Annotated in this window: 10 protein-coding genes and 3 rRNA genes; 3 read left to right on the top strand and 10 right to left on the bottom strand. The window is 60.8% G+C overall.

The genetic code is table 11. From position 1 onward, the window contains the following. Positions 1–33: 33 nt before the first annotated feature. From EYE40_RS01445 to tyrS, 9 genes are all read right to left on the bottom strand, one after another. A complete protein-coding gene (locus tag EYE40_RS01445) occupies positions 34–828 on the bottom strand; it encodes a TlyA family RNA methyltransferase (protein WP_130980271.1) in 795 nt (264 codons plus the stop codon). Positions 829–846: 18 nt separating this feature from the next. Continuing rightward, positions 847–1,014, bottom strand: a complete 168-nt coding sequence (locus EYE40_RS15475; protein WP_193554464.1) for a hypothetical protein — start codon at positions 1,012–1,014, stop codon at positions 847–849. 2 nt (positions 1,015–1,016) lie between these two features. Then, positions 1,017–2,021, bottom strand: coding sequence for an HAD-IIA family hydrolase (locus EYE40_RS01440; protein WP_130980270.1), 1,005 nt, complete (start codon positions 2,019–2,021; stop codon positions 1,017–1,019). Next, positions 2,014–3,075 carry a tetratricopeptide repeat protein gene (locus tag EYE40_RS15575; protein WP_240034670.1) on the bottom strand — a complete coding sequence of 354 codons (1,062 nt, stop codon included), beginning with the start codon at positions 3,073–3,075 and terminating at the stop codon, positions 2,014–2,016. The genes EYE40_RS01440 and EYE40_RS15575 overlap by 8 nt, the downstream gene beginning before the upstream one ends. A 123-nt stretch (positions 3,076–3,198) precedes the next feature. After that, positions 3,199–3,315, bottom strand: a 5S ribosomal RNA gene (gene rrf, locus EYE40_RS01430). Between the two features lie 188 nt (positions 3,316–3,503). After that, positions 3,504–6,622, bottom strand: a 23S ribosomal RNA gene (locus EYE40_RS01425). A 475-nt stretch (positions 6,623–7,097) separates the two neighbouring features. Next, a 16S ribosomal RNA gene (locus EYE40_RS01420) occupies positions 7,098–8,618 on the bottom strand. The 16S, 23S and 5S rRNA genes sit together here, the layout of an rRNA operon. A gap of 829 nt (positions 8,619–9,447) precedes the next feature. Further along, positions 9,448–10,203: a hypothetical protein gene (locus EYE40_RS01415; protein WP_130980269.1), complete on the bottom strand. Its 756-nt coding sequence runs from the start codon at positions 10,201–10,203 to the stop codon at positions 9,448–9,450. Between the two features lie 71 nt (positions 10,204–10,274). Next, positions 10,275–11,576 (bottom strand): tyrosine--tRNA ligase, encoded by a 1,302-nt coding sequence (tyrS, locus tag EYE40_RS01410; RefSeq protein WP_130980268.1) that lies wholly within the window; start codon positions 11,574–11,576, stop codon positions 10,275–10,277. 112 nt (positions 11,577–11,688) lie between these two features. Between tyrS and EYE40_RS01405 the strand changes: the two genes are divergently transcribed. The 3 genes from EYE40_RS01405 to EYE40_RS01395 are packed head-to-tail and all read left to right on the top strand — an operon-like array spanning position 11,689 to position 13,174. Then, positions 11,689–12,291, top strand: a complete 603-nt coding sequence (locus EYE40_RS01405; protein WP_130980267.1) for a DNA-binding protein — start codon at positions 11,689–11,691, stop codon at positions 12,289–12,291. Next, positions 12,288–12,824, top strand: coding sequence for a hypothetical protein (locus EYE40_RS01400; RefSeq protein ID WP_130980266.1), 537 nt, complete (start codon positions 12,288–12,290; stop codon positions 12,822–12,824). Before EYE40_RS01405 ends, EYE40_RS01400 begins: the two co-directional genes overlap by 4 nt. After that, on the top strand, positions 12,821–13,174 hold the full coding sequence (locus EYE40_RS01395) for a DUF5655 domain-containing protein (RefSeq protein ID WP_130980265.1): 354 nt from the start codon (positions 12,821–12,823) through the stop codon (positions 13,172–13,174). The genes EYE40_RS01400 and EYE40_RS01395 overlap by 4 nt, the downstream gene beginning before the upstream one ends. An 82-nt stretch (positions 13,175–13,256) precedes the next feature. Here EYE40_RS01395 and EYE40_RS01390 read toward each other — a convergent pair whose 3' ends face one another. Continuing rightward, positions 13,257–13,601, bottom strand: a complete 345-nt coding sequence (locus EYE40_RS01390; RefSeq protein WP_240034669.1) for a VOC family protein — start codon at positions 13,599–13,601, stop codon at positions 13,257–13,259. Positions 13,602–13,620 lie beyond the last annotated feature (19 nt).

Here is a 13,620-nt window from a genome sequence, read left to right as displayed (position 1 = left end):
ATTATTCGGGATCAGGTTTCGAAAATGGCAGAACTAGGCCAGCTCAGAAACCCGCTCCAACCATTCTGTCGGATTCACCCCAACGCTCGCGCTCAACCAGAGCAGATACTCGTGATTTCCCGAGTTGCCCGCGATTGGGGAGGGGAGGACGCCCGCCGTGCCGAGCCCGAGATCCCAGGCCGCCCACATCACACCGGTCACGGCATCGAGGCGGAGCCCCTTATCGCGCACGATCCCCTCGCGGATGCCGGTACGCCCCACCTCGAACTGCGGCTTGACGAGAAGCACGAAGTCGACCTCGAGCCCGACCGTGTCCACGATGGCCGGCAGTACCTGCGTCAGCGAGATGAACGAGAGGTCCGCCACGATGAGCGAGGGTGACTCGGTCACTCCCGAGGCGGCGGTGAGGGCATCCCGCGTCACGTAGCGCGCATTGAAGCCTTCGACCACGCTGACCCGTGGGTCGCTGAGCACAGGTTCGGCAAGCTGTGCGTGGCCGACGTCGAGTGCGATGACCCGGGATGCCCCGCGCTCCAGCAACACCTGCGTGAAGCCCCCCGTGGAGGCACCCACGTCGAGCGCGAGCCGCCCGACGACGGGAACCCCGAAACCGTCGAGGGCCCCGTTCAGCTTGTGGGCGGCGCGACTGACGTAGTGGTCGGCCCCCGCGACGGCGATCACCTGGTTCTCCCGCACCTTCGCGGAGGCCTTGGGTGCCGGGGCACCATCGACCGTCACCAGGCCGTCGGCGATGAGCCGCGCGGCGTGGGTGCGCGAACGTGCCAGCCCCCGCTCGGCGAGGGCCGCATCGAGCCGCGCGTCAGCCATTGAGGAGGGACTGCACGATCACTGCTGGGAGCGCTGCTGCGCGTCGCCGCGCTCGAGAACGGACTGCAGCTGGTCGTGCACCGCCGCGAACGCCGCGGCGCGCTCGGCAAGCGGCTGGTCCTCGATGAGCAGAACGCGCGAGAGCAGGGCGTCGGTCTCGGAGTCGGACGGAATGAAATCGCTCATGCTCACGAATATAGCTCCGGCGGCACGCGCAGGGCGTAGATCGTGTAGCCCGAGTTCCAGATCGTGGCCGTTCCGGCCCGCAGCCGGTTGATCGCGCTGCCCTGCTGCTCGACGACGATCGTCTCGGCGGTGCGTACAAGCACACAGTCGCCGACGGTGATCACGACGGATTCACCACGCTTCGTCTCGATGGTCGCCGGGTACGGCTCGTGCAGCTGGCGCAGGTCTTCCACGATGAAGGTCGGGCGCTGGTCTTCGGCGGCCGCGAGCAGCTGCTTGGGCTGGTCGATGCCGGTGAGCACGTGCACCGAGGCGAAGCCGGCGCGGTTGGCGCCGAGAATGTCAGTATCGAGACGATCCCCGATGACCAGAGGATGCTCCGCGCTGAAGCGCTCCGAGGCCAGCTCGAACATCGGCACCTCGGGCTTGCCCGCGACGACGGGCAAGCGGCCGACGGCCGTGTGGACTGCGGAGACGAGTGTCCCGTTGCCCGGTGCCGTTCCCCGAGCCTGCGGAATCGTCCAGTCCGTGTTGGTGGCGACCCACGGGATCTGCACCTCGAGGCTCACGTTCAGCGCGAACGCCGCCTCGGCGAGGTGCACCCATCCGACGTCGGGCGCGAAGCCCTGGATGACGGCGGCCGGCTTGTCGAGCGCGGAGCGCGTGACACCGAAGCCGGCCTTCTCGAGCTCATCGGTGAGGCCGTCGCCGCCGACGACCAGGATCGTTGAGCCCGCCGGCACGAGTTCCTTGAGCACGCGCATCGCGGCCTGCGGCGAGGTGACGACGTCCTCCGCCTTCACACTCAACCCGAGCCCCGTGAGGTGCTCCGCGACTGATGCCGCCGTACGCGACGCGTTGTTAGTGAGGTAACCGACCCTGATGGTTTCAGCGGCGGTATTCAGGCTGTCGACGGCGAAAGGGATGGCGTCCGGCCCGCGATACACGACCCCGTCGAGGTCCGCGAGCACCAGGTCGACGCCGTCGAGCGGCGTGGAGTCAGTCATCGGCGCGGGCGTCGTCTTCCGTCTGAACAGCTGACTCATCATGTTCTTCAGGCTCATCCAGTTCCTCCTCGATGACCTCCATGGTGGAGAGCTCGGCGTCGCTGCCTGCCTCTTCGATCGCGTCGGCGGCAAAGTCGGCGCGGTCGTACCACTCCTCCGCTTCCTCGGCGCGACCGAGCTCCTCGAGCACCGTCGCGTAGGCCGAGAACAGCGCGGGGCTGTAGGAGAACGCCTTGGAGGGATCCAGCTGCGGGATCTCGAGCTCGACGAGAGCGGCATCCAGCTGCTCCAGATCGAGGCGCGCGCCCGACATGGCGATCGCGAGTTCGACCTGCACCGGAACGGGCAGCGACGAACGGGTGACGGAGCGGCCCAGCTCGAGAGCCTTGTCGGGTCGCCCAATACCGCGCTCACTGTCGACCATCATGGGCAGCTGGTCGTCGCGGCCGGTGATGCGTCGGTAGGTGCGCAGCTCGCGCAGGGCAAGGGCGTAGTCGCCGATCGCGTAGGCGGTGATCGCGAGAGTCTCGCGCACAACGCCGATGCGGCCTGCTCGGCGGGCTGCGGATGTCGCGTGCGCGTGCGCCAACGTCGGATCCGTGTCGATCAGTCTCGCGGCCATCACCAGGTGACGGGCGATGCCCTCGGCGTTCTCCTTGTCGAGGGTCTTGAGCTCGTTGCGGGCGACGCGATCGAGATCCGAGTCCCGAACGTCATCCGGAATATCAGGCGCCTCGTGGTGGGCACGGACCGAACGGATGTTGAAGGGGTCGCGGTCTTCGGGCACTTCTCGCTCGCGCGCGTCGCGGTTGCCGCGAGCGGGAGCACCGCCCTGAGTCCAGAGTCGTCGCTCCTCGGGGTTGCCGCGGTCATCGCTGCGGCCGCGATCGCCGGAGCCGGCGCGATCGGGGTTGCCCCGGGGTGCCGGAGGGCGGCCGGACGAAGCCGGGCGGCCCTTGGCGGGTCCACCGTTGCCGGGGCGACGGTCGCCGGGGTTGCTTCCCCCTGGGCGATGGCCGTCGGGCCGCTGTCCGCGTTCTCCCGAATCACTCACGATGGTCTCCTGTTGAATTCTTGGGTGTATCAAAACTAGCCGCTAAGCGCCGCGCGCCCTCAAGCGGGAACGAGTTAAAACAAAAATGGCCACCCATTGCTGGGTGGCCATTTTCGAAGTTAAGTCCGGCGGTGTCCTACTCTCCCACAAGGTCCCCCTTGCAGTACCATCGGCGCAGAGAGTCTTAGCTTCCGGGTTCGGAATGTGACCGGGCGTTTCCCTCTCGCTATGGCCGCCGAAACACTAGGGATATAACTCCCGGTGAATCATTGAACTAAAGCTATGTATTTAATTAGATACTGCTAGTTATCCCCGCGACAAAGCCAGCTCTCCATGGGAGACCTCACCCTGTCTTGGGGTGATTCCCGACCGTATATCGGGAACCACAAAGTGGACGCAAGCATACTCATTACCCTCGAAGGGTGAGTGTTATCAATTTATCGACTTATTAGTACTGGTCAGCTCCACAGGTCTTTAGTCCCTGCTTCCACATCCAGCCTATCAACGCAGTAGTCTAGCTGCGAGTCTCTCGGCCTAAGCCATGGAAATCTCATCTTGAAGCCGGCTTCCCGCTTAGATGCTTTCAGCGGTTATCCGTTCCGAACGTAGCTAATCAGCGGTGCTCCTGGCGGAACAACTGACACACCAGAGGTTCGTCCATCCCGGTCCTCTCGTACTAGGGATAGCTCTTCTCAAATTTCCTGCGCGCGCAGAGGATAGGGACCGAACTGTCTCACGACGTTCTAAACCCAGCTCGCGTACCGCTTTAATGGGCGAACAGCCCAACCCTTGGGACCTACTCCAGCCCCAGGATGCGACGAGCCGACATCGAGGTGCCAAACCATGCCGTCGATATGGACTCTTGGGCAAGATCAGCCTGTTATCCCCGAGGTACCTTTTATCCGTTGAGCGACAGCGCTTCCACAAGCCACTGCCGGATCACTAGTCCCGACTTTCGTCCCTGCTCGAGTTGTCACTCTCACAGTCAAGCTCCCTTGTGCACTTACACTCGACACCTGATTACCAACCAGGTTGAGGGAACCTTTGGGCGCCTCCGTTACTTTTTGGGAGGCAACCGCCCCAGTTAAACTACCCACCATGCACTGTCCCTGAACCGGATCACGGTTCGAAGTTAGATATCCAGAGTGACCAGAGTGGTATTTCAACAATGACTCCACCTGAACTAGCGTCCAAGCTTCAAAGTCTCCCACCTATCCTACACAAGCCACACCGAACACCAATACAAAGCTGTAGTAAAGGTCACGGGGTCTTTCCGTCCTTCTGCGCGTAACGAGCATCTTTACTCGTAGTGCAATTTCGCCGAGTCCACGGTTGAGACAGCTGGGAAGTCGTTACGCCATTCGTGCAGGTCGGAACTTACCCGACAAGGAATTTCGCTACCTTAGGATGGTTATAGTTACCACCGCCGTTTACTGGGGCTTAAATTCTCAGCTTCGCCTTGCGGCTAACCGTTCCTCTTAACCTTCCAGCACCGGGCAGGCGTCAGTCCGTATACATCGTCTTGCGACTTAGCACGGACCTGTGTTTTTAGTAAACAGTCGCTTCCCACTGGTCTCTGCGGCCTTCAAACGCTCCAGGAGTAAATCCCTTCACGCATCAGGCCCCCCTTCTCCCGAAGTTACGGGGGCATTTTGCCGAGTTCCTTAACCATGGTTCTCTCGATCTCCTTGGTATTCTCTACCTGACCACCTGAGTCGGTTTGGGGTACGGGTAACTTGAACCTCGCGTCGATGCTTTTCTTGGCAGCATAGGATCACTGATTTCGCCTTGCGGCTACCCATCGGGTCTCAGGCTTAGTGAACGGCGGATTTGCCTACCGTTCGCCCTACATCCTTAGACCGGGACAACCATCGCCCGGCTCAGCTACCTTCCTGCGTCACACCTGTTAATACGCTAACCGCACCAGCATAGGGTCGTGTGCTAGGCCCAACGCTTCACCCCGAAGGGATCCGTCAAAGGGATTCAGACACTTAGCATTACTGGATTAGTTTGGGCGGTTCTTCGTCAGTACGGGAATATCAACCCGTTGTCCATCGACTACGCCTGTCGGCCTCGCCTTAGGTCCCGACTTACCCAGGGCGGATTAGCCTGGCCCTGGAACCCTTGGTCTTTCGGAGGACGGGTTTCTCACCCGTCTTTCGCTACTCATGCCTGCATTCTCACTCGTGTGGCCTCCACGGCTGGTTTACACCGCCGCTTCGCTGGCCACACGACGCTCTCCTACCACTCCGTACGCCTGGACCCACAAGTGGGCCGGGCTACTATACGAAATCTACAACTTCGGTGGTGTGCTTGAGCCCCGTTACATTGTCGGCGCGGAATCACTTGACCAGTGAGCTATTACGCACTCTTTCAAGGGTGGCTGCTTCTAAGCCAACCTCCTGGTTGTCTCTGCAACTCCACATCCTTTCCCACTTAGCACACGCTTGGGGACCTTAGTTGGTAGTCTGGGTTGTTTCCCTCTCGACGATGAAGCTTATCCCCCACCGTCTCACTGCTGCGCTCTCACTTACCGGCATTCGGAGTTTGGCTGACGTCAGTAACCTTTTGGGGCCCATCGGCCATCCAGTAGCTCTACCTCCGGCAAGAAACACGCAACGCTGCACCTAAATGCATTTCGGAGAGAACCAGCTATCACGAAGTTTGATTGGCCTTTCACCCCTATCCACAGCTCATCCCCTCCATTTTCAACTGAAGTGGGTTCGGTCCTCCACGACGTCTTACCGTCGCTTCAACCTGGCCATGGATAGATCACTTCGCTTCGGGTCTAGAACCAGCGACTAAAACGCCCTATTAAGACTCGCTTTCGCTACGGCTGCCCCACTCGGGTTAACCTCGCCACTGATCACTAACTCGCAGGCTCATTCTTCAAAAGGCACGCTCTCACCCCTACTAAGGAGGCTCGAACGGTTTGTAAGCAGACGGTTTCAGGTACTATTTCACTCCCCTCCCGGGGTACTTTTCACCTTTCCCTCACGGTACTTGTCCGCTATCGGTCATCTGGGAGTATTTAGGCTTACCAGGTGGTCCTGGCTGATTCACACGGGATTTCTCGGGCCCCGTGCTACTTGGGATACTCTTCGAGCCATTGCAACATTTCGACTACGGGGTTGGCACCCTCTATGACTGGCCTTTCAAGACCATTCGTCTATATTGCGTTGTAACTCTTGCTGTACGGCAGTAACAGCTGAAAAGTCCCGCTACCCCGACCATGCAACGCCTGCCGGCTATCACACATGATCGGTTTGGCCTCTTCCGGTTTCGCTCGCCACTACTAACGGAATCACGGTTGTTTTCTCTTCCTGTGGGTACTGAGATGTTTCACTTCCCCACGTTCCCTCTACCCGCCCTATATATTCAGGCGGGAGTCACTAGGTCGTCTTGCAACGCCCAGCGGGGTTTCCCCATTCGGAAATCCTCGGATCAAAGCTCTATTATCAGCTCCCCGAGGCTTATCGCAGATTTATACGTCCTTCTTCGGCTCCAGATGCCAAGGCATCCACCGTCTGCTCTTAAAAAATTGATATCACATGAGTAACCAGACACCCAGGAAAGGGTGCCTGATAATTTGTGACACGAACAATCTGTCCTCCAACCCGAAGGTTGGTATCCATTTCGTCCGCATCTTTAAGATGCTCGCGTCCACTGTGTAGTTCTCAAAATACGGGCGGTACTCCCTGCCAACCGGTCGAAACCGAGTGACACCGAAGTCCGAAGACCGTCCCCGTGCGGGGAGCTGGTCCAGAGGTTAGTCGACGCTCCGAAGAGTGCCGGCCGGTCCCTCAGGACCCAACAGCGTGCAGGAGACCAGGCTCGGATCGAGCTTCTGTTCCATTCCGACTGTGTTGTAAACAACACAGAGGAAGTACTGAGAGGCAAGATTCTTACCTGGTCACAATGTCAATGTTCCACCCATGAGCGCCACCGGAGAACGTATGTCTCCGAAATGGCTACGAGGTCTAATAGCGCTGTATACAGACGCATCCTCGAGTGCTCCTTAGAAAGGAGGTGATCCAGCCGCACCTTCCGGTACGGCTACCTTGTTACGACTTAGTCCTAATTACCGATCCCACCTTCGACAGCTCCTTCCTTGCGGTTAGGCCACTGGCTTCGGGTGTTACCGACTTTCATGACTTGACGGGCGGTGTGTACAAGGCCCGGGAACGTATTCACCGCAGCGTTGCTGATCTGCGATTACTAGCGACTCCGACTTCATGAGGTCGAGTTGCAGACCTCAATCCGAACTGAGACCGACTTTTTGGGATTCGCTCCACCTTACGGTATTGCAGCCCTTTGTATCGGCCATTGTAGCATGCGTGAAGCCCAAGACATAAGGGGCATGATGATTTGACGTCATCCCCACCTTCCTCCGTGTTGACCACGGCAGTCTCCTATGAGTTCCCACCATTACGTGCTGGCAACATAGAACGAGGGTTGCGCTCGTTGCGGGACTTAACCCAACATCTCACGACACGAGCTGACGACAACCATGCACCACCTGTATACCGACCTTGCGGGGAGAACATTTCTGAACTTTTCCGGTATATGTCAAGCCTTGGTAAGGTTCTTCGCGTTGCATCGAATTAATCCGCATGCTCCGCCGCTTGTGCGGGCCCCCGTCAATTCCTTTGAGTTTTAGCCTTGCGGCCGTACTCCCCAGGCGGGGAACTTAATGCGTTAGCTGCGACACAGAAGCCGTGGAATGGCCCCTACATCTAGTTCCCAACGTTTACGGCATGGACTACCAGGGTATCTAATCCTGTTCGCTCCCCATGCTTTCGCTCCTCAGCGTCAGTAACGGCCCAGAGATCTGCCTTCGCCATCGGTGTTCCTCCTGATATCTGCGCATTCCACCGCTACACCAGGAATTCCAATCTCCCCTACCGCACTCTAGTCTGCCCGTACCCACTGCAGGCCCGAGGTTGAGCCTCGGGTTTTCACAGCAGACGCGACAAACCGCCTACGAGCTCTTTACGCCCAATAATTCCGGATAACGCTTGCACCCTACGTATTACCGCGGCTGCTGGCACGTAGTTAGCCGGTGCTTTTTCTGCAGGTACCGTCACTTTCGCTTCTTCCCTACTAAAAGAGGTTTACAACCCGAAGGCCGTCGTCCCTCACGCGGCGTTGCTGCATCAGGCTTGCGCCCATTGTGCAATATTCCCCACTGCTGCCTCCCGTAGGAGTCTGGGCCGTGTCTCAGTCCCAGTGTGGCCGGTCACCCTCTCAGGCCGGCTACCCGTCGTCGCCTTGGTGAGCTATTACCTCACCAACTAGCTGATAGGCCGCGAGTCCATCCTTGACCGAAATTCTTTCCAACTCCTAGCCATGCGACTGAAGTTCGTATCCGGTATTAGACACCGTTTCCAGTGCTTATCCCAGAGTCAAGGGCAGGTTACTCACGTGTTACTCACCCGTTCGCCACTGATCCAGAGGAGCAAGCTCCTCTTTCACCGTTCGACTTGCATGTGTTAAGCACGCCGCCAGCGTTCATCCTGAGCCAGGATCAAACTCTCCATAAATGTTTGATTGCTCGACAGCAAGCTGTCGGCACATCTAGCGCCACCTTCAGCCGGAATAGGCATCAGATGACAAGTTTGAAACTGACAAGAACAAACCAAACCGGTCGAAACCGGACTGACTTGCTTTGTTGTTTATATCTATTTCCAAAGGAATCCGTTACAACTTCACCAGCTAGAAACTGGATCCGAAGTACGGGTTTTGGCATTTGACATTGTGCACGCTGTTGAGTTCTCAAGGATCGGACGCTCCTGGTTTTCACCGAATCGGTTTCTACCCAGGGCAACTTGCCTGATTGTGAAGCTTTGTGTGTTACCCTCTCGCTTTCGCTCCGGGCAACTTGTCTAACTTACCACTCTCGCAGCCCTTGTCAAATCGGCGTTTATGACTCGAAAGTCGGTACGCCGAATCGTTTGGACTACTGAACGAGCGGGGTAATCATCCTAAGTTGTAAGACAGCCTCTTACAAGAGTGTGACTGCTTTTATTGCTAGGACTTACTGCTTGGCCACCCTCGCTTTCGCTCCGGGCAACTCGTCTAACTTACCACTCTCGCAGCCCTTGTCAAATCGGCGTTTATGACTCGAAAGTCGGTACGCCGATTCGTTTGGACTGCTGAACGAGCGGGTTTTATCCTAAGTTGTAAGACAGCCTCTTACGAGAGTGTGACTGCTTTTATTGCTAGGACTTAGTTGCTCTTGAGGCCGGTAAGCTCTTCCGCTTTCCGCACCTTTGGGCCAACAGGTGATTACATTACGCAGGTTCCGGGGGTCGGGCAAATTTCGCCGCAGCCCGGGCGTGTCGCATATCGACACCCGCGTACTTCCGCGGATCAGCCGCAGTAACGGGCCACCCAGGCGGGAATGCCGGCCGCCGCGGTGATCGCCTTCATGTGCGAGAGATTGCCGGTGCGGTCGATGACCTTGGTTGATTCGACCGCTGTCACAAGGGACTGTGCCGCGAAAGCGATCGAACGGGTTCCCGAACTGATGCCGGCGGGCGCGATGTCCGCGAGCTCCTTCCAACGCAGCTGATACGCCTTCATGGCGACGACCGTCTCGTCGATGGTTGTCGGCTCCGTGGGCCAGCCGAATGCCGGCGCCTCGAGAATTCCGGGTGTGGTATCGAGCGACGCACAGAAGGGGGCACTGTCGGCAACGATCTTCGCCTCGGCAGCTTCCGATCGCCCGATGGCGTCGAGCACCACTCCCCCGACGATGACCGCAATAGTCAGGATGACGCCGAGCACCGTTGCGGTGCGCACCACCCAGGTGGTCCAGCCACGTTTCGCCCGGCTCACGAACCCGGCGATGATGCTGAGCACCAGGCCGAGGGGCGGCACAAGGACGGCGAGCGCGAGGGCGATCCACTCGAGCGGGGTGGCTCGGGGCTTCACCTGTTCCGGACGGTCCGAGAAATCGAACGCGGAAGGGCGGGCGGCGTAGACCGCGCGCTCTCCGGAATCGGAAGCCGCGTCATCCTCTCGCAGCAGGAAATCGAACGCGCTGAGTTGCTGCACAACGGGGCGGGGCTCCACCTCGGTGCCCGTGGGCGCGGTGCCGTTCGTGTCCTGCGCGGATTCGTTCATGGTCCCCACCTGAGATCTGCTCGTGTGGGGTGAGCGTAGCGCGTTCAGGTCACCGGCATGTAACGAGCTGTCTAGGTGAGGAAGATTCCCGCGAGAGTCTTCTTGCCGCGACGAAGCACGGCAAGCCGTTCGTGCAGCAGTGCGCCCTCGAGCGTCGCGTCGTCGGACTCGACCTTCGCGTTGTTCAGGTACACACCGCCCTCGCCGATGGAACGGCGGGCTGCACTGAGGCTCGGGCTGAGACCGGTGTCCACGAGCAGCTGCGCGACGGGGGTGTCGATGCTCGCCCGGGTGTTCGGCAGCGATTCGAGTGCGGAGGCGAGAGTGTCGGCATCGAGCTCAGCGAGATCACCCTGCCCGAACAGCGCTTCGGTTGCGGCTATCGCAGCATCCGTCGCCGCGGCACCGTGCACGAGCGAGGTCACCAGGTAGGCGACGGCCTTCTGCCCCTCGCGCTTGAAGGGAGCCTCGGCATGCCTCGCCCCGAGCTCCTCGATCTCCGCGCGGGTCAGGAACGTGAATACCTTGAGCCTGTCGACGACGTCGGCGTCATCGGTGTTGAGCCAGAACTGGTACATCGCGTACGGACTGGTGAGTGCGGGATCCAGCCAGATGGCGTTGCCCTCGCTCTTGCCGAACTTGCGACCGTCGGAGTTGGTGACGAGTGGGGTGCCGATGGCGTGCACCGTCGCACCCTCCGCGCGCTTGACCAGGTCGACGCCGCTCGTGAGATTGCCCCACTGGTCGCTGCCACCCGTCTGCAGCATGCAGCCGTGCTCGAGGTGGAGCTGCCGGAAGTCGAGCCCCTGCAGGATCTGGTAGCTGAACTCGGTGTAACTGATGCCTTCGTCGGAATTGAGACGCGTGCTCACCGCGTCCTTCTTGAGCATCGTGCCGACGCGGTAGTGCTTTCCAATATCGCGCAGGAAGTCGATGGCGCTCATCGGCGCCGTCCAGTCGAGGTTGTTCACGAGCTTCGCGGCGTTGTCGCCTTCGAAGCTCAGGTAGTTCGAGACCTGCCCCTGTAGGTAGCCGACCCACTCGGCCACGGTTTCGGCGGAATTGAGGGTGCGCTCGGCGGTCGGTTTGGGATCCCCGATTAATCCGGTCGATCCACCGACCAGGCCGAGCGGCCGGTGGCCGGCGAGCTGGAACCGACGCATGAGCAGCAGCTGCACGAGGTTGCCGAGGTGAAGGCTGGGCGCGGTCGGATCAAATCCGCAGTAGTAGGTGATGGGCGGACCGGCCAGCAGAGCCTTGAGGTCGCTCTCGTTCGTCGAGACGTGCACGAGTCCTCGCCAGGAGATCTCCTCCCAGATGTCTTCGAAGGAATCGTCGTTGCTCTGGGCAGTGAGGGCGGGTGATGCGGGCACCGGCCCAGACTACCAGCGGGAGTGGATCAAGCCTGCATCCTTGATCTGGCGTGCATCAAGTCTGTATGCTTGATCAGCGCTAGATCAAGTCTGCAGCATTGATGGGAGTGTCATGTTCGTTCTGACCATTGACCAGGTCGACAGCCGTCGCACGGCCGACGCCGTCACCACCGTGATCGCCGAGTTGCGCGCGGCACTCGGCGGGGCACTCGTGCTGCCGCCGGAACGCACGGCGGGCGACGAGTTTCAGCTGCTGATCCGGGAGCCGGCCGCCACGCTCGACACGATCCTCCGCCTCACGCGCGCCGAACGGTGGAGCGTCGGCTGCGGCGTCGGGAGTGTGCGGGAACCGCTGCCCCGGGACATCCGGGAAGCCACCGGCGAAGCCTTTCTCGCGGCGCGCACCGCGGTCGAACGCGCCAAGAAGCGGCAGTCGCGGTTCGCCCTCGAGGCGGCAGGTGCTCGGGATGCAGCCACTCACCTCGAAGCTCTCATCGACCTTCTGCTTGCCACGCGGTCGCGGCGCTCGCTCGAGGGATGGCAGCTGCACGACCTGCTGGTCGCCGGAAGCACCCAGGCCGCGGCGGCGAGCGAACTCGGGATCACGCCGCAGGCCGCGAGCCTGCGCGCCCGGGCAGCCGACCTGAAAACCGAGGCCGCCGTGACAGGAGCCCTCGTTACACTTCTGGCAGAGCTCGACGGGAGAGCGGAATGACCTGGTACATCGTGCTGATCGTGGCAGTCGTCATCGCCATCGGGCTGTCGCTCGCTGCAATCCTCACGAAGCGCCCGTGGCTCGCTGCGCCCTCGCTGCTCCCCGTCTTCGCCGCGATCGCCACGGCGGGCTGGCTCGAGGGCAACGGGTACCTCGTCGCGGCGATCACCCTGCTCGGGGTCATCGCCGGCAGTCCGATCGTCGCGCTGATCCTCAAGCTCGCGACCTCGGAGACCGTCGAGCTCGGCTCCTACGGCGGCATCCTCGTCAAGGACTCGACCTCGAAAGCGCCGCAGCGCTCCCACGAGGTGCTGCGCGGCGGAGCGACCATCGGCTACCTTGAGCGGTTCGCCCTCATCGGCACGGTGCTCGTGGGCCAGCCCGCGGCGGTCGCCATCATTGTGGCCATCAAGGGCCTTGGGCGCTTCTCCGAGCTGGAGAGTTCGCAGGCGCGCGAGCGGTTCATCATCGGCACCCTCGCCAGCCTCGCCTGGGCCGGCACCTGCGCAACGGCGGCCGCACTGTCATGGTGAGATCGACCTGGGCGGCGCTCACCGAGGGACTGGACGACAAGGACCTCGCACTGTTCACCGCCTACCGTGAGCTCGTCACCTCACTGGGCGAGGTGGAGGAGAGGGTGAACTCCTCGGAGATCTCCTTCGCCGTGAAGCGTGTGTTCACCTCGGGCTACATGAAGTCGCACTACCTCGAGGTCGGCATCGAACTGCTGCGCGAAGCGAAGCACCCGCAGCTGCGCACGTCGTTCGCCACCTCGAAGAAAGTCACCATGCACCGGATGACGCTGACCACGGTGGCCCAGTTGCACAGACTGCGCCCGCTACTCCTCGAAGCACGGGACGCCGTCGGGCCCGGAACCCGCTAGCTGCGGTCGATGTGCTGCGCCCGAGTTGCCCGGCAACGTCGCCTCCCGCCCCGATGAGGCAGCAGAAGTGGGCAACTCGCGGTTACTCGGTGTCGTCGTAGAGCCCGACGATGTTGCCCTCGCTGTCCTTGATGTAGACCCAGCGGGAGGTCTCGGTCAGGGCCTGGATCTCGCCCAACTGCGAGCCGCCGTTGGCGACGGCTGCGGCAACCGTCTCCTCGATGTTGTCGACAGTGAACACCACGGTCGGGTGCGGGGTCGCGCCGCGCTCGTGCAGGTCCCCGTTGATTCCCTTGCCCTCGGGCTGGCGGATGACGCCCATGTCGTCACCCCAGGGTTCGTAGTCGAACCCCAGAACCTCTTTGTAGAACGCCTGCGCGCGCTTGATGTCGTCGGTCGGAATCTCGAAATGCTCCACGTGTGCCATACATCGAGAATGCACCCGT

Source organism: Glaciihabitans arcticus, assembly GCF_004310685.1.
GTDB classification, from domain to species: Bacteria; Actinomycetota; Actinomycetes; order Actinomycetales; family Microbacteriaceae; genus Conyzicola; species Conyzicola arctica.
This window is presented reverse-complemented; position numbering and strand designations above follow the sequence as displayed.